This window comes from Bradyrhizobium arachidis, from assembly GCF_015291705.1.
Lineage (GTDB): Bacteria > Pseudomonadota > Alphaproteobacteria > Rhizobiales > Xanthobacteraceae > Bradyrhizobium > Bradyrhizobium arachidis.
Window position 1 is genome coordinate 4,552,209 of sequence record NZ_CP030050.1, and the last position, 19,525, is coordinate 4,571,733.

Below are 19,525 nucleotides of genomic sequence, written 5' to 3' on the forward strand. Positions count from 1 at the left end.
AAGGTTTTCACTTGGCGGATGCGATGAAGCTTGCGAGCTCGGGGGTTTCAGGATTGGCGAACAGCTTTGCCGGCGATCCCTGTTCCCACACGCGGCCCTGATGCATGAAGACGATGCGGTTGGCGACGTTGCGGGCAAAGCCCATCTCGTGCGTGACCAGGATCATGGTCATGCCTTGCTTGGCCATCGCCTCCATCACCTTCAGGACCTCGCCGACGAGCTCGGGATCGAGCGCCGAGGTCACTTCGTCGAACAGCATCAGGTGGGGGGCCATGGCGAGACAGCGGGCGATCGCAACGCGCTGCTGCTGGCCGCCGGAGAGCTGCTCCGGCCAGGCATCGATCTTGTCGGCGAGGCCGACGCGGGTCAGCACGTCCTCGGCGAGTGCGCGGGCTTTCGCCTTGTCGATGCGGCCGGTGAGCAGCGGAGCCAGCGTGATGTTGCGCTCGACCTTCAGATGCGGAAACAGATTGAAGGCCTGGAACACGATGCCGACGCGCTGACGGAATTTCTTCAGATCAGGCATCCGGGTGTGGACCTTCTGGCCCTCGACCCGGATCTCACCGGAATCGACGCTCTCGAGCGCATTGATGCAGCGGAGCAGCGTGGACTTGCCTGAGCCGGAGCGGCCGATGATCGTGACGATCTCGCCTTCCTCGACATCGAGCGAGACGCCCTTGAGCACCTCGACCTTGCCGAATGTCTTGTGCACGTCGCGGATTTCAACGAGAGCCATCGAGGCGGGCCTCCAGGGAGCGGGACCAGAGCGTGAGTGGCAGGCACAGCGCGAAATAGATCGCGGCAACCAGCGCGTAGGTGAGCAGCGGCTGGAACGTCGCCGCGCTCACCACCTGTCCGGCGCGGGCGAGCTCGACGAAGCCGAGGATCGAGGCGAGCGAGGTGCCCTTGATCAGTTGCACCAGGAAGCCGACGGTCGGCGGCAGCGACAGCCGCAGCGCCTGCGGCGCGATGATGTGGCGGAACTGCTGCCAGGCCGAGAGGCCGAGGCAGGCGCCAGCCTCCCATTGCGCCTGTTTCACGGCCTCCAGTCCGCCGCGCCAGATCTCGCCGAGGAAGGCGGCCGTGTAGAGCGTGTAGGCGACGGTGACGGCGACCAGCGCCGGCACCTGGATGCCGAGGAAAACGGGCATGCCGAAATAGAAGAAGAACAACAGGCCAAGCAGCGGCACGCTCTGGATCACCTGGATGCACGCCGCCATCGCCCAGCGCAGGCCGGCGAACCGGCTGATGCGGCCCGCGGCGAGCCCGAGCGCCAATGGCGCGCCGAAGGCGAGCGCGAGCACGACGAGCGCGACGGTCCAGCGCAGCGCGGTGAACAGCGAGACGAAGTCGATGAGGGAGAAGGATCGCATCGCTTGTCCCTCAGCGCCGCCGCGGCCAGCGGAAGGCGGTCATGCCGATGATGGCGAACAGCGCCTTGAACGACATCGCCATCGCGAAATAGACCGCGCAGATCACCGCATAGACCTCGAAGCTGCGATAGGTGCGGCTTTCGATGAAGCCCGCGACATGAAACAGCTCGTCGGCGGCGACCTGCGAGGCGAGCGAGGTGCCGAGCAGCAGCAGCACGAACTGGCTGGTCACAGCCGGATAGGCATTGCGCAGCGCCGGCGGCAGGATGATGTGGCGGAACACCTGCCAGCCTGACAGGCCGAGGCACTGTCCCGCCTCGACCTGGCTGCGCGGAATGGAATCGAGCCCCGCGCGGATGATCTCGACCGAGTACGCGCCGAAATAGAGCGAGAGCGCGACGGCGGCGGCCTCGAAGGCCGGCAGCTTCAGGCCGAAGTTCGGCAGCACGAAGAAGACGATGAAGATCTGGATCAGCGACGGCGTGTTGCGGAACAGCTCGATGTAACCCCGCACCAGCCAGCGCAGCGTCGTGATGCGCCCCTTCAGCGCGACCGCGCCGGCGATGCCGATCACGAGCCCGGCGAGTGCCGAGATCACCGTCAGCTCCAGCGTGACGATGGCCCCGTCGATGAGCTGATTCTGGTAGCGCCAGAGCGGCAGGAAATTCATGCGCCGCTCTCAGCCGAACTGGGTGGGGAGGGCGCGCGTCACGACGCCGTCGGCGTCGAGACCGAAGATGACGCGCCAGCGGTCGAGGCAGGTGCAGGGATGCGAGATGCCGAAGGCGATGACGTCGCCGACTGCAAGCGCGCTGTCGGAAGCCACCGACAGGAACGCATGCTGGTCGTTGAGGTGCGTCACCGTGAGCGTAGCGGCAAGCCCTTGCTGCTCGACGCCGTCGCGGAAGACGCGCAGCGGCACCGGCAGTCCCTGGTCGAACGAGGCATCGCGCATGCCAAAGCCGGCGATCGCAAGTCCGTCCTCGGGGCGCGACAGCACCTCGGCCCACAGCGTCAGCGCGGGCCGAAAGCCTTCGGCCGCCGAGTGGCGCGCGTTGTCGATGACGAGACCGCCGCGCCGGTCGAACTCGGCGAAAGCGCGGGCATAGATGCCGTGATCGGCAAAGAACAGCGCGCCGGAGCGGAGCAGGACCATGGCGTTGCCGTCAGCCCGCGCGACGGGTGCGAGCGCGCGGGCCACGATGTCGAAATAGGCGGAGCCGCCGGCGCTTATGATCAGTGGCCGCTGTGGGACGGTGGCGCGCGCCAAGGCGAAGGACTCGACGGTGCGCTCCATCAGCGCCGCGATCGCGCGCATCGTCGCGTCGGCATCCGGCGTTGCGACCGCGCCTTCGTACGTGGCGATGCCGCCGAGCACCAGCCGATCGGCGGCAAGCACCGCCGCAATCGTTGCCTCGATCGCGGCACGGTTGCGCGCGCCGGCGCGACCGGCGCCGAGCTCGACCAGCACCGACAATTCGCTGCGGTCCGCGATCCGCGCGGCTTCCGCCAGTGCCGCGACGGCGGCCGGTGAATCCGCGAAGGCATGAAGCTCGACATCGGGATAGGCGCTCAGCAACGCGCCGAGCCGCCGGCCGGCCGCGAGCCCGCCGATCTCGTTGGCCAGCAGCAGGCGCCGTTCGCCGTTCGCAAGCAGCACGGCGGCCTGCTGGATGTTGGCGACCGTCGTGCCCCAGGCGCCGGCCTCGCGCAGCGAGCGGGCGAGCTCCGGCGACATCGGGGTCTTGGCGTGAGGCGCGACGCTGACGTCGGCGCTCGCGCACCATTTCAGGAAGAGGTCACGGTTGGACGCGAAGGCGGCTTCATCGAGGGTGAGGGCGGGCAGCGCAAGGTCGCCGCGCGAAGGGGACCAGCGCTGACGGCCGATGTCGTCGGTGGCCAGGCCATCGGCCAGGGGAATACCCCGTGTCGTCGTCGAAAGGCGTTGGCTATCCCACCGGGACAAGAACTGCATCGTCGCTTCCTCCGCGGCTCGCCGACCGCTGAACCGACGATATGTTGAAATGACAACGTTGTCATTAGACCATTTTAGCCAATTTTAGCTCACTCAGGATGCAATGAGGTATTTTGATAGGGATTAGTGCCCGCGAATTGGGCTAGTGCTCGCCGCCCATCTGGGCGAACAGCTCCTCAATGTCGATATCGACCTGGCCCGCTGCGCGGACGTGGCGGACCTCAACACTGTCGGGCCGGAAGCGATATTCCACGAGTCCAACTTCCTTGATCGCGATGCGGTCCTGGCGTGCATCGTTGATCCTGAAGCCGGCCGAAGGCGCCCAGACGTGGCGCGTATGACGATAGGTGAAGTCGCGGCGCTGGTGCACGTGGCCGCTGGCGATCAGGCGCAGGTCGACATGTGCAAACATCTCGATCAGACGCGCACGCGCCGGCTGCGGCACGTAGCGGATCGAGGTCTCCGGCGTCTCGGGGTCGTCGGGCAGGTGGAGAAACACGGGCTTGTGCAGGAACAGCGCGACCGGCCTGCCATTGACGCGCGCGATCTCGGAGGCGAGCCAGTCGAACTGCTGGGCCTCGAAGGCGAGCCCTGAATTCATCACCAGCGAGTTGAGACCGATGAAGCGCCAGCCGGCCGCTTCGAACGACCAATGGTCTTCGCCGATGATGTCGCAGAATTGCCGGCGATGCGCTTCCGCGACCGGCGGTTTCGGCGCAGGCCCGATCGCGGTCGGATTGTCGCCGATGTCGTGATTGCCGGGCAGATAGCGGCAGGCGACGGGCAGGGCGGCGTGCAGGCTCTTGGCGAATGCGACATCGTCGCGGCTGCTCGGCCCGTCGAAGGAGACGTCGCCGGTGTTGACGACGAGATCGGGCCTGTCAGCGTCGATGTGCGCGCTGATCGCCTGGAAGTTGGCGATCAGGCCTGGAAAGCGCTGGCCAAGATGCGTGTCGGAAATCTGCGTCAGGCGAAATTCGGACATGCGATGAGCATACAGATCGTCACGCGTCGAAACGATGACGGCGCACGCATGCATCGCAACGAACAAAGTTTAAAACACGCTGTCCCCTCATCAGCCGTCAAAACAAATCCGTCCGACGGATTTGCCGTCGCGATCCCTGATGCCGAACGGACAGCGCAGCCGTTCCAGCGCCTTGCCGGCATCTTCGTTGCCCAGCGCGGCAGCGCGCTTGTAATAGTCGATCGCGGCCTTGGCATCCTTCTCGCCCGCGCGGCCGGCTTCGGCATAGGCGCCTAACCGCTCCAGCGCGTCGGCGTGATCGAGCGCGGCCGCCTTTTCGAACAGCGCCCTGGCCGCGACATCGTCCTTCGGGCCGCCATCGCCGTCCTGCGTCATCAAGCCCAGCTGATACATGGCCTCGCTGGAATTTGCTTCGATCGCCCTGGCGTACCATTTGCGTGCCATCGCGAAATCGGTCTTTCCGCCGACAGCGCCGCCGTAGAGCGAGCCGAGATTGATCATGCCTTCGACATCGCCGGCATTCGCCGCCTTCTCGGTCAGTGCCCGTCCTTCGGCGATGTTCTTCTTGATGCCGTTGCCGTTGAGCAAGAGCGCGCCGAGCCCGGCCATTGCGGACGAGCTGCCGGCGTCGGCCGCCTTGCGATAGGCGCCTGCCGCCTGCGCCGGCTGCCGGGCGAACTCGTAGGCGCGGCCGAGCTCCATCCAGATGCGGCGCGGAGCATCCGCCGACGTAGCGGCCGCCGTGCAGGCCTTCAGCGCGGCGGCGATGTCGGCATCGGCGATCTCGAGATTGCCTTTCACGTCGGCAGGCCTGTCCGGGTCGGTGGGATGGGCGGCCAGCCGATCGCAGGTGGCGATGTCGGCCGGCGCGGCGATCACCGGCATACGCGGGCAAAGCAGTGTGGCGAGAGCAAGCGCGGCGAGGACGCAATATGTCGTTCGGAGCATGATCAGAGCACGCGGTAGCGGATCGTGTAGGCGTCCTGCGGAGCGACGTTGCCGGCGACCGTCGAGGCGACGCTATCGACGAGGTGCCAGGGGCCGAATTCTGCGGAGCGATGCGGCTCTGCGGGCAGGCGGAGGCGGAATTCGAAGATGCCTCTGCCGGGCAGGTTCACGACCAGCACGCGGTCGGCCGTGCGGTGGTTGAGCGCAACCGCGCCGCGCAGCACCGCGCGTCCGTCGGTGAGGTCGCGCACGCCGTCGACCAGCGCCAGCGTCTGGTTGCGGTCGGTGTGCAGCTCGATCTGGCTGTCGGATGCCGTCGTCAGCGTCTCCCGGGGCATCCGGATCTCGAACTCGACCGCGGGCTTCGACGGATTGAGGCCGAGATAGGCCAGCGCCGCGTGGCGCATGTCGTAGGCGGCAAAGGCGACGAGGGCGATGGCGGCAAGCGTCGCCAGGCCATGCTTGGCGACGTCGCGCCAGGTCCGGTAGGAGAGGCGGAAATACACCGTCATCGCCAGCGCAACCGCGAGCGCCGCGGCGACACCTGCCAGCGCCGACATCAGGATGCCGAGCTGGCCGTCCGCGGATTCACCCCATGAGGTGATCAAGCCGGCGATCTGGTTGAACGGGGTAGTCATGGCGGTCTCTCGCCTTGTGCCCAAACGGGACGAAATCGCTTTAACAATCGGTGGTTGGTCGCCTCATCGGGAACGCCGGTTCAACTCGTTGATTGTCAGCGCCAGAAGTCGCGGCTAATGACGGTCCGCGGCCCTCCGCTCTACGGGAAAGTTCCGATGTCCATTCAAATGGTCTTGCTGCCTGTCTTCGTGCAGGTCGGTCTCACCTTCGCGCTGCTGATCGGCATGGCGCTGGCGCGCCGGCAATCGCTGGTCTCGGGCGAGACCAAAATCCGCGACATTGCGCTGGGCGAGCCGAACTGGCCCAAGGGCACCACACAGATCGCCAATTGCTATCGCAACCAGTTCGAGCTGCCGGTGCTGTTCTACGCGCTGATCGCGCTGGCGCTGCCGCTCCGGCACGCCGATCTCTTCATCGTGCTGATGTCCTGGGTGTTCGTGGTGACGCGCTTTGTCCATGCCGGCGTTTTCGTCTCTTCGAACGACCTCGGCCGGCGCTCCACGATCTGGCTCGCCGGCGTGCTGGTGCTGCTGGCGATGTGGATCTATTTCGCGCTGAAGATGCTGTTGCTGATCTAGGTGCCCGCACGATCCGGACCCGGAGGGCCGCGTTGGCGCAAAGTGGAAGACCGGTTTTCCGACAAGATCATGCGCAAAGACATTCAATCCTGAACTGAAAGATTCAAATGACTCCCGCCGCCCGGCTGTCCGCAGCCATTGAACTGATCGACACCATCGAGAAGGACCGCGTGCCCGCGGCCAAGGCGCTGAAGGAGTGGGGCACCGCGCACCGCTTCGCCGGCTCCGGCGACCGCGCCGCGATCGCCGGCCTCGTCTGGGACGTGCTGCGCCGATACGCCTCGAGCGCCTATCTCATGGACGCCGACACCGCGCGTGCCAGGCTGATCGGCATGCTCCGCCTCGAACGCGACATGGACTCGGCCACCATGGCCGCGATGTTCGACGGCAGCCGCTTTGCGCCGACGCCGCTGACCGATGCCGAGCAGGCCGCGCTGGCCTCGCGCTCCCTCAAGGACGCCCCGCCTGCGGTCGTCGGCGACTATCCCGAGTGGCTCGACCCGCACCTTGCAAAAGTGTTCGGCGAGGACCGCGCCGCGGAGGCAGCCGCGATGGCGAGCCGGGCGCCGCTCGATCTGCGCGTCAACACGTTAAAATCCAATCGCGACAAGGTGCTGCGCGCGCTGGCTCATCTTCACGCGAAGCCTGCGCCGTGGTCGGCAACGGGTTTGCGCATCGAGCTTTCGGCCGATGCGCGCAATCCCGGCATCCAGGCGGAGGAGGATTTCATCAAGGGCGGCGTTGAAGTTCAGGATGAGGGATCGCAGCTTGCGGCCCAGTTCACCGCGGCAAAACCGGGCGAGCAGGTGATCGATCTCTGCGCTGGCGCCGGCGGCAAGACGCTGGCGCTCGCCGCCCTGATGCAGGGCAAGGGCCGCCTCATTGCCACGGATCGCGACAAACGCCAGCTCGTGCCGATCCACGAGCGGCTGTCGCGCGCTGGGGTCCACAATGCCGATGTCCGCACGCCCAAGGGCGAGGCCGATCCGCTCTCGGACATCCAAGCCAGCGCCGACCTCGTCGTGATCGACGCGCCCTGCACGGGAACCGGAACCTGGCGCCGCAACCCCGACGCCAAATGGCGCATGCGGCCGGGCGCGCTGGAGATTCGTCTGCGCGACCAGGCCGAGGTGCTGGAGCGTGCGGTTCCCCTGGTGAAGCAGGGCGGCCGCATCGCCTACATCACCTGCTCGGTGCTGGCGGAGGAGAATGGCGAGCAGGTCAGGGCGTTCGTTGAACGCCATCCAGAGTTTGCGGTCGTTCCGCCCGAGCAGACCGCCAGCGTGCTCTGGGACAAGGCTGAGGCCTTTGCCGAGGCCGCGCTGCAGTCGGCCGAGGGCTGGCTGATGACGCCGCGGCGCACGGGCACGGACGGCTTTTTTGTGTCGGTGCTGCGAAAAACGGGATGATCAACGTTGTCATTCCGGGGCGCGCGTAGCGCGAGCCCGGAATCCATCGTGCGGCGGTCTCCGCGGGTCCATGGATTCCGGGCTCTCGCTTCGCGAGCCCCGGAATGACAGGGAAAACAAAAGCCCCGCGGACCGGATCCCGGTCGCGGGGCTTTCGAGTTCTAGTGCTCTGCCGGTACGTCCGCGGTCAGAGCGTGCGCTGGCGATTAGCCGACGCGGAGATTGTCAGCCGACGACTTGCCGCTGCGGCGGTCGGCGACGATGTCGAACGAGACCTTCTGGCCTTCGTTGAGGGAGGAGAGGCCAGCGCGCTCGACGGCGCTGATGTGGACGAAAACGTCCTTCTGGCCGTCGTCCGGCTGGATGAAACCATAACCCTTTTGGGTGTTGAACCACTTCACGGTGCCCATAGCCATGGGAAATTTCCTTTAGTTAGTTAGAGACGGTACGCACGTGGGCCGGTACGCAACGCTGCGCCCATAGCCCTGATGAGTCGATGTTTTGGAGAAATCATCTGAAGCGTGCGCGCCTGTCTTAGACGAGGCGAAGCGGCCCAGTCGTTCGGCCAAGTATCGATGATCACAATATAGCGAGATAATTAGACTTCTTCAAGGCACCACCCGTGAACCGGCACGTCCGCGGACTTTGCTATTTTGCGGTGCAAATTGGCCGTTTTCGCGCGTCTCAATCGACGATGAAGAGCGTCGCACCCACCGCCGTCGAGGACCGGTGCGCGGCATCGCCGAAATCGGAAACCTGGTAGCTCATCCCCGCCGTGAGCTTGAATTTGCGCCCGTCGCGCAACTCCGAGTCGAGCTCGCCCTTGAGCACGTAGAGCACGTGGCCGCGGTCGCACCAATGATCGGCAAGATAGCCCGGCGAATACTCGACCATCCGCACGCGCAAATCGCCGATGTTGAGCGTGCGCCAGAGCGCTTGCCCGGTCTCGCCGGGATGCACGGTGGCCTCGACCTTGCTCCAGTCGGTGACGGTGAACGGGGAGGCGGGGAGTTTCATGGAAGGACGGTCCTTGGATTCCAGTAATTCGTAGGGTGGGCAAAGCGAAGCGTGCCCACGGTGTCTTTCCGCAATGATGGAAGACGTGATGGGCACAGCGCAAGCGCGCCTTTGCCCACCCTACGAGTGCTTTGTTGAAGCAGCGCGCCCGACTCTCTGACCGTCCCCCTGAGGTGGCCGCTTCTTCAGCGGCCCTCGAAGGGCGACAGCCCGGCTGCATCCGGGCCGTGCATCCTTCGAGGCTCCCCATGGGACGCGTTGCGTCCCATGCCTCGCACCTCCAGCGACGAGCGCTATGCGCTCGCGCGGGGATGACGGGGAAAACGTGAAATCGCCGTGCCAAAAGAGCAGCGACTAATGCGCCAAATGGTTCGCCGACCCCTGCACGATCAGCCCGGCATCATTCACCCGCAGATATTCGCAGATCTTCTTCCCGCGCTCGTTCTCGTAAAACACCACCACGCTATCAGGGCTGACGAAGACATCGATCAGCGAGAAATGCAGCTCCGGCAGCAGGGCGAGCGCCTTGCCCCAATAGGCCCGCAAGCTTTCCTTGCCCCGCACGGTGCCGCTGGCATCGAACCCCATCGCCGGGATGCGGTCCGAGGTCATCACGGCCGCCTCGTCATAGAGCGTGAGCACCCGCTCGAGGTCGCGTGCGTTCCAGGCCTCGACCCAGGTCCGGCCGAGCGCGGCGAGCGCTGACGGCTGATGATGCTGTGACATGGCGATCTCCCTGGTTGGCCCCAGTTTGAGGAGTGGGGCAATTAGGTCAATAATACTTACCTATATCGATTTGTCCATGCCCAAAGAAGCATGTGGGCGCGCGAGCCAGCGCGGTTGCGGGCAGAGGCGTGGTCGCGTATCTGCTTGCCATGACAGCAGCACAGAACGACCGCTCCGCGTCGACGCCCTCGGTGGCCTCGGCGCACGACAAGATTCTCATCGTCGACTTCGGCAGCCAGGTGACGCAGCTGATCGCGCGTCGCGTGCGCGAGGACGGCGTCTATTGCGAGATCGTCCCGTTCAACAAGGCCGAAGCCGCCTTCGCCGAGATGAAGCCGAAAGCGGTGATCCTCTCCGGCGGCCCTGAATCGGTGCACGAGGCCGGCTCGCCCCGCGCCCCGCAGGCCATCTTCGATTCCGGCGTGCCCGTGATGGGCATCTGCTACGGCCAGATGACCATGGCGGCGCAGCTCGGGGGCGAGGTCGAGGGCGGCCATCACCGCGAATTCGGCCGCGCCGATGTCGAGGTGAAGGCGCAGAGCCAGCTGTTCGCGGACGTCTGGTCATCGGGCAGCAAGAACCAGGTCTGGATGAGCCATGGCGACCGCATCACCAAGATGCCGCCGGGCTTCTCGGTCGCCGGCACGTCGCCGAACGCGCCGTTCGCGATCATCCAGGACGAGAAGCGCAAGTACTACGGCCTGATGTTCCACCCCGAAGTGGTGCACACGCCAGACGGCGCCAAGCTGATCCGCAATTTCGTCCGCAAGATCGCTGGCCTCACCGGCGACTGGACCATGCGCGCCTTCCGCGAGGAGGAGATCGCAAAAATCCGCCAGCAGGTTGGCAAGGGCAAGGTGATCTGCGGCCTCTCCGGCGGCGTCGACTCCGCCGTCGCGGCCGTCTTGATCCACGAGGCCATCGGCGACCAGCTCACCTGCGTGTTCGTCGATCACGGCCTCTTGCGCCTCGATGAAGCCAAGACCGTCGTCGACCTGTTCCGCCACCACTACAACATCCCGCTCGTGCACGTGGATGCGTCAAAGCAGTTCTTGGGCGAGCTCGAAGGCGTCACCGACCCCGAGAAGAAGCGCAAGACCATCGGCCGCCTCTTCATCGAGGTGTTCGAGGCTGAAGCCAAGAAGATCGGCGGCGCCGACTTCCTCGCGCAAGGCACGCTCTACCCCGACGTGATCGAGAGCGTTTCCTTCACCGGCGGACCTTCGGTGACGATCAAGTCGCACCACAATGTCGGCGGTTTGCCTGAGCGCATGAACATGAAGCTCGTCGAGCCCTTGCGCGAGCTGTTCAAGGACGAGGTGCGCAAGCTCGGGCGCGAGCTGGGTCTTCCCGAAATCTTCGTCGGCCGCCACCCGTTCCCGGGCCCGGGCCTCGCCATCCGCTGCCCCGGCGACATCACCAGAGACAAGCTCGACATCCTGCGCAAGGCCGATGCCGTCTACATCGACCAGATCCGCAAGCACGGCCTCTACGACGAGATCTGGCAGGCCTTTGCGGTGCTGCTCCCGGTGAAGACCGTCGGCGTCATGGGCGACGGCCGCACTTACGATTATGTGGTTGGCCTGCGCGCCGTCACCTCCACCGACGGCATGACCGCGGACTTCTACCAGTTCGACATGAAGTTCTTAGGCGAGACCGCCACGCGCATCATCAACGAGGTGAAGGGCGTGAACCGGGTGGTGTACGACGTGACCAGCAAGCCGCCCGGGACGATTGAGTGGGAGTAGGGGATCTCGGCGCTATTGGTCGATTGACCCCATTGATGCCATCGCTCCGCTAGTCGCCCGTGAGAACCGCTTTGGCCGGCGGATTCTAGGAGGGGATCTCCTGCGCGATCTCCCACATATGACCGGATGGGTCGGAAAAGGCGGCGGTGCGACGACCCCAGGGACGATCGATGGGGCCGTTCACCAGGTCTACGCCGCTTTGCCGAAGCCTCGCGCACGCTTCATCGACATCGGCGACGCGAATGGTCATGAGCATGCGAGGTCCGGCGCTTGAAGCAGCCGGCACCACCGGCTCCACGAGCTGCAGCGCCTGCGTCTCCTGGAGCAAGTTGATCATGACGCCACCGAGCCCGATCACGCTGCATACGGCATCGGAATAGATTGGCCTCGCATCGAACACGGTCTCGTAGAATGTCCTCGTGCGCGCGAGATCGTCAACGAAGAGGGTCACGCACTCCAGATTGTTCAAGCTGTTCATTCGAGCGGGCCTCGGTTAACTGGTCAGTCGAAGTTTCTTTCGACAAAAGATAACAACGTATTTGGCAATAATGAAGCAGTGCGTAGGATGGGTAGAGCGGAGCGAAACCCATCGCGCGTCGAATGAAAAAACTGATAGCTTTCGTTTCGCTCTACGCCCATCTTATGAGCTGAGTTGGGCAGTTACTTCTTGGAAAGACGCCGGCACTATTATGGGATTGGGGGTATTCATCCATCGATTGGACTCGATCTACGATGACAGCCCAGCTGAACGATACCAGTTTCCAAGTCAGTACCTGCGGCGCGTTCAAGCCTGCATCGGCGATTGGATTATCTATTACGAACCGAGCAAGGTAGCCGAGACGCGCGGCTACTTTGCGATTGCTCGGGTTCAGCAGGTCGTTCCCGACCCAGGTGCTCCGGGAATGTATCTCGCGCTGATTGAGCCAGGAAGCTACCTCGATTTTGCGAATCCTGTTCCTTTCAACAGCGCAACTGGTCCCGTTGAACGCGGCGTCTTGAACGAGCAGGGGCGCATTTCGGGACGCGCTCAGGCGGCGGTCCGCCCAATCTCGCCAGACGATTTTAATAGAATATCTCAACTCGGGTTCGCAGAAGGCGCGCCGCTACTGCCCCGAGTTGATAGCGATGTTCGATTGTCCCAACTCAACGAGGAACAGGCGCCGTTCATATTTGAGCAGCAACGAGATCGCGTCAGCCTTACAGTATCCAGAGTTCTGCGCGATCGCGTTTTTCGCCGGATCGTACTGCGCGCCTACGACGAGCGCTGCGCCATAACCGGGCTGAAGCTCATCAACGGAATGGGGCGTGCGGAAGTCGCGGCGGCGCACATTCGCCCTGTCGAAGCAAGCGGGCCGGACATCGTGAGTAACGGGATCGCTTTGTCCGGTACCGCCCATTGGATGTTCGATCGTGGTTTGATCAGCTTGGCCGATGATCTGGAAATCTTGATCTCACGCCAGACAAACGATCTGGAAGGAGTTCGATCGGTCATCAACAAGACCGGTCGTGCACTTGAGCCAAGAAGGCCGTCGGATCGACCTCATCCGCATTTTTTGAAGTGGCACCGCGAGCATTGCTTCAAGCAGTAAGCCCGTAGGATGGGTGGAGCGCAGCGAAACCCATCGCGCTTGCAAAACGAAATTGATGGGTATCGCTGCGCTCCACCCATCCTACGATCTACTGGCCTTTAACGCCGGTGCGTAGGAAGGTCATCTTGCAAGCGACCTACCATTGTCCTCCGGGCAAACGTGGGGCTGCTCCCGACGCCAGGGCGACGGGAGCAGGTTCGTCACTTCGCGAGCGCTGCCTTCGATGGCACTCAGCTTGCGCATTCTCGGAGCAAGGTTGTGATTTTCGCGTCGAGATTTCGGGCGACGGAGAGTGCGTCCGAATTGCCATAAGGCAGCAGAAAGCTCTCCATTTTGTCGTAAGAGATGTGCACGCCATCGGGGCGCTCATCGATGAGCACTGTGACCGGAGCGTAAGATCCAGAATCGGGCACGTGCTTGACCATTTCCTTCATGATGAGTGGATTGCCGATCACTAGCCGTATGATTTTAGGCGTCTTGGATCCGGCTTCGCGACGCAGAATGTCGCCCAGGTCAAATTCCGCGAAGAGCATAAGGTCCGTTCGGCCGAGGCCGCTTCGTACAACGCGCTCCAAATCCGGGAAGGAATTTGTCGCCCTCGTTTCCTTGAAAAATTCGATCATGTTGGGTTGCCCGACTGCCGATTTGAGCGCCGCCACAATAGTGTCGAATGATTTTGAGCTCGTGAGGCTGAAGCGATCCACTTCGATTTTGGCGATTGTCATTTTGTCCTCTGTAACAACTCTCATGGATAAGGTGCGCCTGATCCCGTCGGAGCGCGCCTCGTGTCATGCGGCCACGGGTTGGGCATCCAGGAAAGTCCGGACGTGGCTGACGAACATCTCGTGGTGCTGAAACAGCGCGCCGTGCCCTGAATCGGGATAGAGGACCAGCTGAGCATTGCTGAGTTCCCTAGACATTGCGTAGGCGTTGCTCGCGGGGAGCATGGTGTCGTGGCTGCCGCTGACCACAAGAGTGGGTTGGCGGATGGCGCGCAGGATGGCGTGTCCGGGGTCGGGTGTGGCGCACCAGGTGATCAGCGCCTTGGCCTGCGGATCGGTGACAGCGCTGCCGTTATCGGTGTCCCGATCGTCCTGACGGACCTTTGCTCTTTTCAGGAAGGCAAGGCCGGAGGACTGGCTGGCAGGTGAAGTCGTGAAAAATAGCGGCAGCCGTGGGTCCGGCGCATCGGTTTTGGAGAATGCGTCCTGCAGAACCGCCAACAGGTGTTCCTCGCCACCTTTCGGCGCAGTACCGACGAGTATGAGCTTGCGGACCAGCTGTCCGTGCTCGGCAGCGATCTGCTGAGCGACGCAGCCGCCGAGGGAAAAGCCGAGCAGGTCCACTTTGGAGAGGTCGAGCAAGTCGACGAAATTGATGGCGTCGCGCGCCATCGCCTCGACGTTGTCGGGCGTTTGACCGGTCGAGCGGCCGACCCCGGCGTTGTCAAAGGCGATCACGGGGCGATCGGTGGCCAGCGCGTTGACGACGGCGGGGTCCCAAGCGTCGATGTTGCCCGAGAAGTGCTGCAGAAGAACCAGCGGAGTTCCGGTCGCGGGGCCGAGACGGCGATACGCGAAGCGGATTCCGTGGCCTTCAATGTAACGGGTTGGCGCCGTTTCGAGCGTAGTGGCGTCCTGGCTCGCGATGTCGCGTTTAGTCATGTCATCCTCCGGATGCTTGGCATGAGATAATTGGGTGGGGGATCGGCGTGGCGCAGTGACCGAGGCCTTCTCCAGTACGGCGCTCGCGCTTCTGCGGCTTCGCCAGCTTTTCGTGATCGCGGTCTGGGCGTTCCGCATTTGCCCGAAGAGAACGTGCGCGCTCCCGGCGTGAAAGGTGCCGGGAGCGGCATCGTCATTTCACGAGCGTTGCCTTTTCGATGACCTCGGCGACTTCCTTGGCATGGACGACGAGCGAGGCATGGCTGCCGGCAACGTCCGTCACCTGAGCCTTCATCCTGGCTGCGAACGACTTCTGGGCCTCGGGCGCGATGACCTTGTCCTTCGTGGTGATGACATCGAAGGTCGGCTTGTCACGCCAGGCCGCAATGGTCACGGGAGCCTCGAACGCAGCGACACTCAATGGAAGCTGCGATTTGGCCAGGTGCTCGGCGATCTCCGGCGGAAGGTCAGCCGCGACCGCCGACGGAAACACCTTGGGATCGATGTACAGATTGCCCTTCGCGTCGGGATGGATCGCGTTGCCGCCTTCGGTCGGCGGGCCGGCCTTTGACAGCGATGCCAGGGATTCGCCGACATCGGGCGCGAAGGCGGAGACGTAGACCAGCGCCGAGACCTTGGGATCATTGCCGGCTTGCGTGATCACCACGCCGCCCCAGGAATGGCCGACCAGCACGGTCTTGCCGTCCTGTTTCGCGAGCGCCTGCTTGGTGGCATCGACGTCAGCTGTGAGCGAGGTGAGCGGATTTTCGACGAGCGTGACGTTGTAGCCCTTCTTCGTGAGAATGTCGGCAACGGGCTGCCAGCTCGTCTGGTCCACGAAAGCGCCGTGCACGAGCACGATGTTGTGGGCTGCTCCCTTGGGCAGTTCGGCGGAAGAAGCGGAGCCGGCCAATGTCGTTCCGGCCAGGAGTACGGTGACGGCTGAGAGGAGGAAATTTAGCATTGATCGTTCCTGTTGGCATGTCGGACGGAATGAGTCCTGAGGGAATGGACAGGCGTTTCCAGCTAGGTCGCGGTCTTTTCCATCCGCCGTTGGCGAAATGGTTGCTGCCCGTGACGTCGGCCCGCCGCGACATGAACTAGTTTGCGGTCCTCTCGGACTATAGGGATCAATCGTCCGGATGTTGTGTCCGATCGTCCACCGGACTAACTTCGGCGTCATGGACATCCTCGCCCAGGTGCTCGATCGCGTTCGTCTCGGCGGGACGTTGCTGTTTCATTTCGAGCTCGGCCATCCCTGGAATCTGGAGCTGCCGGCGCGCCCCTATGCCCTGTTTCACTATCTCAGCCGGGGCTCGGCGACCCTCGCGCTCGAACAGGGACAGGAAATCCAGATGACAGAGGGCGACTTTGTCGTGATCACGCGCGGCGAGCCCCATGGGTTTTATTCGGATCGCCGGGCCAAGCCTTTGCAGATCGTGGACCTCGATCGATCGTCAGCACGTCTGGGCGTCGTTCGTCACGGCGGCCGTGCAAAGCCGTCCTCGACCATGATCTGCGGCAATTTCACCGTGTCGCGGCCCTCGTTCGACAGCGTGCTGGAATTACTTCCGCCCGTGCTTCTGCTGAAGCCGACGGCGGACGGGGGCTGGCTCGAAGCCATCCTGCGCCGCATGGTGAGTGAGTCCGCGCTCGAGCGTCCTGGCCAGCGCGTCGCGCTTTCACGCTTGACGGAAGTGCTGTTTGTCGAGGTGCTCCGAAGCTGGATCGCGTCTCTCAGTCCCGGACAGGGCGGCTGGCTCGGGGCCATATCGGACCCGCATATCGGACCGGCGCTCAGATTGATCCACGAAAACCCGGAGCGGCCCTGGACGCTGAGCGACCTCGGGCAACGCGTGGGGCTCGGCCGCTCGGTATTTTCGGCCCGCTTCACCAAGCTCGTCGGCCAGTCCATGCACCGTTACGTGATCGAACGCCGGATGGCGGAAGCGGCATTCCTGCTCGAAACCACCGATGAGCCCATCGCACGGATCGCGAGCCAGGTCGGTTACGAGACAGCGGCGGCGTTCTCAAAACTCTTTCATCGACATCATGGCATGTCGCCCGGCCGCTACCGGACCGCTCAACGCCTCGATAGAAGGCAAGGTCAACTGCGCGGTTCGGACGCGAAAGTCTCCGATTGATTGCACGCCAGCTGTGAACGTCAGCCGGTCGTCATTTCGGGCACACCGGCGGCGAAAACGGCCTCGAAGAATGCGTTGACGTCATCCAACCGGAGACAACAGCTGAACCAGCTCGTCGCAGGGGCGAGATCGGCATGCGGGAAGAACGCCAGCGTCAGATCGCCCCGCTTCAGGATCATCCACTCATCGTCGCGCCAGGTCTGTTCGAAGCCCAAGCTCCGTAAAACCTCGCCGTTGTTCCGAAGTCTCTCGAAGGAAGGTTCGCCGTCGCGCTATCGGTCATCGGGTCGCTCCGTCAGGTCTTACTGCCGCTGCATCCGCCCGCAAGCCGCTCTCACGTCGCCTCTGATCGTCGTGCAGGTCCCCTTGCACAAACGCAGGATCTAACCTCGTGCTCTCCTATGCTACGACATCGGCATTCCCTCCGGAGCCCGTGATCATGTCTGCTGCGACCCAAGCGCCCGCCACCGCGACCGAGACCGACCCCGAAACCCTCGGCTGGATGCGCGGCTTCCCGCCATCTCCCGACCGCACCATCACCTTCCAGAACGGCTCGTTCCGCAGCTTCCCCGAGCTGCGCTGGGCGTGGAGCAATGTGCGTCAGCTGGTGCCGACGGTGAATGTCTGGCGTGGGGCAGGGCCTGCATCCGTGCTGCCGCGCGTGGACCATGACATCGGCGGCTCAGCCTCAACCACGATGGACGGCCGGCCCATGACCTTCGCAAAAATGCTGGAGGAGACGTACACCGACGGCATCGCGGTGCTGCATCGAGGCAGGCTGATCTATGAGCGCTATTTTGGCGCGCTGAAGCCGCACAAGCCGCATATCGCGATGTCGGTGACGAAGTCGTTCACCGGCGTGCTCGCGGGCATGCTGGTCGCGGAGGGCCGGATCGATCCGCAGGCGCCGGTCACCGACTATGTGCCGGAGCTGAAGGCGAGCGGGTTTGGCGACGCGCGCGTGCACGAGGTCATGGATATGACCACGGGGCTCGAATACACCGAAGTCTACACCGACAAGAACTCGCACGTCTGGGGCCTGCGGCGCGCCAACGGCATGGCGCCGATCCCGGCTGATTATGATGGCCCGACCACCATTTTCGATTTCCTCGTCGCGCAGAAGAAGCAGGGCGAGCACGGCAAGGCCTTTGCCTACAAGACCGTCAACACCGACGTGCTCGCCTGGATCGTCAGGCGCGCCAGCGGCATGACGCTGTCGGACCTGCTCTCCGAGCGGATCTGGACCCGGATCGGCGCCGAGGAGGATGCGCATTATCACGTCGACCGCATCGGCACCGAGAGCGGCGGCGGTGGTCTGTCCACGACGCTCCGCGATCTCGCCCGCTTCGGCGAGACCATGCGCAACCACGGTCGCTTCAACGGCCGGCAGATCGTGCCGTCGCAGGTGGTCGAGGACATCGCGCGCGGCGGCGATCCCGAAAAGTTCAAGCCGGCCGGCTACACCACGCTGCCCGGCGCCTCCTATCGCAATCAATGGTGGGTCACGCACAACGCCCACGGCGCCTATATGGCGCGCGGCGTTCACGGCCAGGGCATCTATGTCGATCCCAAGGCCGAGATGGTGATCGCACGCTACGCCTCGCACCCCACGGCGGGCAACGCCGCCAACGATCCGGTGACGCTGCCGGCGTACATGGCGCTGGCGAAGGAGTTGATGGCGGGCGGGTAGGGGTACCAAACCGCAAGATCGGTCGAGCACGCCAGGGCCGTCACCGGCTAACTGCACCCGCCACGGAGGAGGGACGATGACGGCGGCGCTGCAAAACTATCAGGCTCGGATGCGCAGGGTGCTGGAGCATATCGACCGGCATCTCGACACGGATCTGGACCTGGACAGCCTCAGCTGCGTTGCGGCCTTCTCGAAATTCCATTTCCACCGGCAGTTTTCGGCAACCTTCGGGTTGTCGGTGCATCGCTATGTCCAGCTCGCCCGTATGAAGCGCGCTTCCTACCGGCTGGCTTACAGCGACGCCCTGAGCGTCACTGACATCGCGATGGACGCCGGCTACGATGCACCGGATGCCTTCGCCCGCGCCTTTCGGCAACGGTTCGGGCAGTCGCCGTCTTCGTTCCGGAAATCGCCGGTGTGGGAACCGTGGCTTGCGGCCTTCGGGCCTCTCGATATTGCGAGGAGCAAGCTCATGCAGACGACCTTTACCCCTGACGACGTGACGATCCGCGACGTGCCCACCATCAAGGTGGCGATCATGGAACACCGCGGCGACCCGGCGATGCTCGGCACCACCATCCAGCGCTTCATCGCCTGGCGCAAGTCCGCGGGCCTGCACCCCAGCACGAGCCCGACCTTCAATGTCTGGCGATCCGAACGGCGACCGGCGCAGCCGGCCGATTACAGCGCGGACCTCTGTGCCGGGACCGATCAGCCGATCGTGGCGAATGGCGAAGACATCAAGGCCGGCGAGATCCCCGGCGGACGCTGCGCCGTGCTGCGCGTCGTCGGCTACACCGACAATCTGGAGCCCGCCGCGCTCTATCTCTATCGCGACTGGCTTCCGGCCAGCGGCGAGGAAGCGCGCGACTTCCCGCTCTATTGCCAGCGGCTGAGCTTCTTCCCTGACGTGCCGGAGCACGAGACGGTCGCCGAGCTGTTCCTGCCGCTGAAGTAGCTGCCGAACGCCGAGCTTGTAGGATGGGTAGAGCGCAGCGAAACCCATCATCGCTCCTCCACGGGGAAAGCGATGGGTTTCG

22 protein-coding genes are annotated in these 19,525 nt (G+C 64.0%); 7 read left to right on the top strand and 15 right to left on the bottom strand.

All coding sequences use genetic code 11. The features are described 5' to 3' along the window. Window positions 1-7: 7 nt before the first annotated feature. From WN72_RS20915 to WN72_RS20945, 7 genes are all read right to left on the bottom strand, one after another. The gene (locus WN72_RS20915; RefSeq protein ID WP_092216726.1) at window positions 8-736 is read right to left on the bottom strand and encodes an amino acid ABC transporter ATP-binding protein; all 729 of its coding nucleotides are present in this window, start codon (window positions 734-736) and stop codon (window positions 8-10) included. After that, window positions 723-1,373: an amino acid ABC transporter permease gene (locus WN72_RS20920; RefSeq protein ID WP_027557465.1), complete on the bottom strand. Its 651-nt coding sequence runs from the start codon at window positions 1,371-1,373 to the stop codon at window positions 723-725. The genes WN72_RS20915 and WN72_RS20920 overlap by 14 nt, the downstream gene beginning before the upstream one ends. Before the next feature lie 10 nt (window positions 1,374-1,383). Then, a complete protein-coding gene (locus WN72_RS20925) occupies window positions 1,384-2,043 on the bottom strand; it encodes an amino acid ABC transporter permease (protein ID WP_092216725.1) in 660 nt (219 codons plus the stop codon). Window positions 2,044-2,052: 9 nt separating this feature from the next. Beyond that, the gene (locus tag WN72_RS20930) at window positions 2,053-3,348 is read right to left on the bottom strand and encodes an alanine racemase (RefSeq protein ID WP_092216724.1); all 1,296 of its coding nucleotides are present in this window, start codon (window positions 3,346-3,348) and stop codon (window positions 2,053-2,055) included. A gap of 142 nt (window positions 3,349-3,490) precedes the next feature. Further along, window positions 3,491-4,333 (bottom strand): metallophosphoesterase family protein, encoded by an 843-nt coding sequence (locus tag WN72_RS20935; RefSeq protein ID WP_092216771.1) that lies wholly within the window; start codon window positions 4,331-4,333, stop codon window positions 3,491-3,493. A 90-nt stretch (window positions 4,334-4,423) separates the two neighbouring features. Further along, window positions 4,424-5,281: a tetratricopeptide repeat protein gene (locus WN72_RS20940; protein WP_244553778.1), complete on the bottom strand. Its 858-nt coding sequence runs from the start codon at window positions 5,279-5,281 to the stop codon at window positions 4,424-4,426. A gap of 2 nt (window positions 5,282-5,283) precedes the next feature. Beyond that, window positions 5,284-5,919, bottom strand: coding sequence for an acriflavin resistance protein (locus tag WN72_RS20945; protein ID WP_092216722.1), 636 nt, complete (start codon window positions 5,917-5,919; stop codon window positions 5,284-5,286). A gap of 156 nt (window positions 5,920-6,075) precedes the next feature. On the opposite strand from WN72_RS20945, the gene WN72_RS20950 reads away from it, so the two are divergent. Then, a complete protein-coding gene (locus WN72_RS20950) occupies window positions 6,076-6,498 on the top strand; it encodes an MAPEG family protein (RefSeq protein WP_092216770.1) in 423 nt (140 codons plus the stop codon). A 107-nt stretch (window positions 6,499-6,605) separates the two neighbouring features. Continuing rightward, complete coding sequence (locus tag WN72_RS20955) at window positions 6,606-7,907, top strand: RsmB/NOP family class I SAM-dependent RNA methyltransferase (protein WP_027557472.1); 1,302 nt, start codon at window positions 6,606-6,608, stop codon at window positions 7,905-7,907. A gap of 206 nt (window positions 7,908-8,113) precedes the next feature. Here the strand turns inward: WN72_RS20955 and WN72_RS20960 are convergent, their stop codons facing one another. The 3 genes from WN72_RS20960 to WN72_RS20970 form a co-directional block, all read right to left on the bottom strand. Next, the gene (locus WN72_RS20960) at window positions 8,114-8,323 is read right to left on the bottom strand and encodes a cold-shock protein (protein ID WP_008141931.1); all 210 of its coding nucleotides are present in this window, start codon (window positions 8,321-8,323) and stop codon (window positions 8,114-8,116) included. A 268-nt stretch (window positions 8,324-8,591) separates the two neighbouring features. After that, window positions 8,592-8,924 (bottom strand): DHCW motif cupin fold protein, encoded by a 333-nt coding sequence (locus WN72_RS20965; RefSeq protein ID WP_027557473.1) that lies wholly within the window; start codon window positions 8,922-8,924, stop codon window positions 8,592-8,594. Between the two features lie 354 nt (window positions 8,925-9,278). Then, on the bottom strand, window positions 9,279-9,650 hold the full coding sequence (locus tag WN72_RS20970) for a nuclear transport factor 2 family protein (protein WP_092216721.1): 372 nt from the start codon (window positions 9,648-9,650) through the stop codon (window positions 9,279-9,281). A 149-nt stretch (window positions 9,651-9,799) separates the two neighbouring features. On the opposite strand from WN72_RS20970, the gene guaA reads away from it, so the two are divergent. Then, on the top strand, window positions 9,800-11,398 hold the full coding sequence (gene guaA, locus WN72_RS20975) for a glutamine-hydrolyzing GMP synthase (protein ID WP_027557475.1): 1,599 nt from the start codon (window positions 9,800-9,802) through the stop codon (window positions 11,396-11,398). Window positions 11,399-11,483: 85 nt separating this feature from the next. Here the strand turns inward: guaA and WN72_RS20980 are convergent, their stop codons facing one another. After that, entirely contained in the window at window positions 11,484-11,876 is a 393-nt protein-coding gene (locus WN72_RS20980; protein WP_027557476.1) for a VOC family protein, read from the bottom strand. Between the two features lie 211 nt (window positions 11,877-12,087). Between WN72_RS20980 and WN72_RS20985 the strand changes: the two genes are divergently transcribed. Beyond that, entirely contained in the window at window positions 12,088-12,987 is a 900-nt protein-coding gene (locus tag WN72_RS20985; protein WP_092216719.1) for an HNH endonuclease, read from the top strand. 230 nt (window positions 12,988-13,217) lie between these two features. Here the strand turns inward: WN72_RS20985 and WN72_RS20990 are convergent, their stop codons facing one another. From WN72_RS20990 to WN72_RS21000, 3 genes are all read right to left on the bottom strand, one after another. After that, window positions 13,218-13,712: a DUF302 domain-containing protein gene (locus tag WN72_RS20990; protein WP_092216769.1), complete on the bottom strand. Its 495-nt coding sequence runs from the start codon at window positions 13,710-13,712 to the stop codon at window positions 13,218-13,220. A 63-nt stretch (window positions 13,713-13,775) separates the two neighbouring features. Next, a complete protein-coding gene (locus WN72_RS20995; protein WP_092216718.1) occupies window positions 13,776-14,651 on the bottom strand; it encodes an alpha/beta fold hydrolase in 876 nt (291 codons plus the stop codon). A 193-nt stretch (window positions 14,652-14,844) separates the two neighbouring features. Continuing rightward, window positions 14,845-15,615 carry an alpha/beta hydrolase gene (locus WN72_RS21000; RefSeq protein ID WP_092216717.1) on the bottom strand — a complete coding sequence of 257 codons (771 nt, stop codon included), beginning with the start codon at window positions 15,613-15,615 and terminating at the stop codon, window positions 14,845-14,847. A 217-nt stretch (window positions 15,616-15,832) separates the two neighbouring features. On the opposite strand from WN72_RS21000, the gene WN72_RS21005 reads away from it, so the two are divergent. Continuing rightward, complete coding sequence (locus WN72_RS21005) at window positions 15,833-16,795, top strand: AraC family transcriptional regulator (protein WP_167380872.1); 963 nt, start codon at window positions 15,833-15,835, stop codon at window positions 16,793-16,795. Between the two features lie 20 nt (window positions 16,796-16,815). On the opposite strand, the gene WN72_RS46515 is transcribed toward WN72_RS21005, so the two are convergent. Continuing rightward, window positions 16,816-16,974, bottom strand: a complete 159-nt coding sequence (locus tag WN72_RS46515; RefSeq protein WP_208617500.1) for a VOC family protein — start codon at window positions 16,972-16,974, stop codon at window positions 16,816-16,818. 260 nt (window positions 16,975-17,234) lie between these two features. On the opposite strand from WN72_RS46515, the gene WN72_RS21015 reads away from it, so the two are divergent. Together WN72_RS21015 and WN72_RS21020 are read left to right on the top strand one after the other, a co-directional pair. Continuing rightward, a complete protein-coding gene (locus WN72_RS21015) occupies window positions 17,235-18,485 on the top strand; it encodes a serine hydrolase domain-containing protein (RefSeq protein WP_092216715.1) in 1,251 nt (416 codons plus the stop codon). A gap of 76 nt (window positions 18,486-18,561) precedes the next feature. Further along, the gene (locus tag WN72_RS21020; RefSeq protein ID WP_092216714.1) at window positions 18,562-19,443 is read left to right on the top strand and encodes an AraC family transcriptional regulator; all 882 of its coding nucleotides are present in this window, start codon (window positions 18,562-18,564) and stop codon (window positions 19,441-19,443) included. The last annotated feature ends 82 nt before the right edge of the window (window positions 19,444-19,525 follow it).

Coding starts and splice junctions, on each gene's coding strand:
- WN72_RS20915 (WP_092216726.1), bottom strand. CDS start 736: ATGGCTCTCGTTGAAATCCGCGACGTGCACAAGACATTCGGCAAGGTC.
- WN72_RS20920 (WP_027557465.1), bottom strand. CDS start 1,373: ATGCGATCCTTCTCCCTCATCGACTTCGTCTCGCTGTTCACCGCGCTG.
- WN72_RS20925 (WP_092216725.1), bottom strand. CDS start 2,043: ATGAATTTCCTGCCGCTCTGGCGCTACCAGAATCAGCTCATCGACGGG.
- WN72_RS20930 (WP_092216724.1), bottom strand. CDS start 3,348: ATGCAGTTCTTGTCCCGGTGGGATAGCCAACGCCTTTCGACGACGACA.
- WN72_RS20935 (WP_092216771.1), bottom strand. CDS start 4,333: ATGTCCGAATTTCGCCTGACGCAGATTTCCGACACGCATCTTGGCCAG.
- WN72_RS20940 (WP_244553778.1), bottom strand. CDS start 5,281: ATGCTCCGAACGACATATTGCGTCCTCGCCGCGCTTGCTCTCGCCACA.
- WN72_RS20945 (WP_092216722.1), bottom strand. CDS start 5,919: ATGACTACCCCGTTCAACCAGATCGCCGGCTTGATCACCTCATGGGGT.
- WN72_RS20950 (WP_092216770.1), top strand. CDS start 6,076: ATGTCCATTCAAATGGTCTTGCTGCCTGTCTTCGTGCAGGTCGGTCTC.
- WN72_RS20955 (WP_027557472.1), top strand. CDS start 6,606: ATGACTCCCGCCGCCCGGCTGTCCGCAGCCATTGAACTGATCGACACC.
- WN72_RS20960 (WP_008141931.1), bottom strand. CDS start 8,323: ATGGCTATGGGCACCGTGAAGTGGTTCAACACCCAAAAGGGTTATGGT.
- WN72_RS20965 (WP_027557473.1), bottom strand. CDS start 8,924: ATGAAACTCCCCGCCTCCCCGTTCACCGTCACCGACTGGAGCAAGGTC.
- WN72_RS20970 (WP_092216721.1), bottom strand. CDS start 9,650: ATGTCACAGCATCATCAGCCGTCAGCGCTCGCCGCGCTCGGCCGGACC.
- guaA (WP_027557475.1), top strand. CDS start 9,800: ATGACAGCAGCACAGAACGACCGCTCCGCGTCGACGCCCTCGGTGGCC.
- WN72_RS20980 (WP_027557476.1), bottom strand. CDS start 11,876: ATGAACAGCTTGAACAATCTGGAGTGCGTGACCCTCTTCGTTGACGAT.
- WN72_RS20985 (WP_092216719.1), top strand. CDS start 12,088: ATGGGATTGGGGGTATTCATCCATCGATTGGACTCGATCTACGATGAC.
- WN72_RS20990 (WP_092216769.1), bottom strand. CDS start 13,712: ATGACAATCGCCAAAATCGAAGTGGATCGCTTCAGCCTCACGAGCTCA.
- WN72_RS20995 (WP_092216718.1), bottom strand. CDS start 14,651: ATGACTAAACGCGACATCGCGAGCCAGGACGCCACTACGCTCGAAACG.
- WN72_RS21000 (WP_092216717.1), bottom strand. CDS start 15,615: ATGCTAAATTTCCTCCTCTCAGCCGTCACCGTACTCCTGGCCGGAACG.
- WN72_RS21005 (WP_167380872.1), top strand. CDS start 15,833: ATGGACATCCTCGCCCAGGTGCTCGATCGCGTTCGTCTCGGCGGGACG.
- WN72_RS46515 (WP_208617500.1), bottom strand. CDS start 16,974: ATGATCCTGAAGCGGGGCGATCTGACGCTGGCGTTCTTCCCGCATGCC.
- WN72_RS21015 (WP_092216715.1), top strand. CDS start 17,235: ATGTCTGCTGCGACCCAAGCGCCCGCCACCGCGACCGAGACCGACCCC.
- WN72_RS21020 (WP_092216714.1), top strand. CDS start 18,562: ATGACGGCGGCGCTGCAAAACTATCAGGCTCGGATGCGCAGGGTGCTG.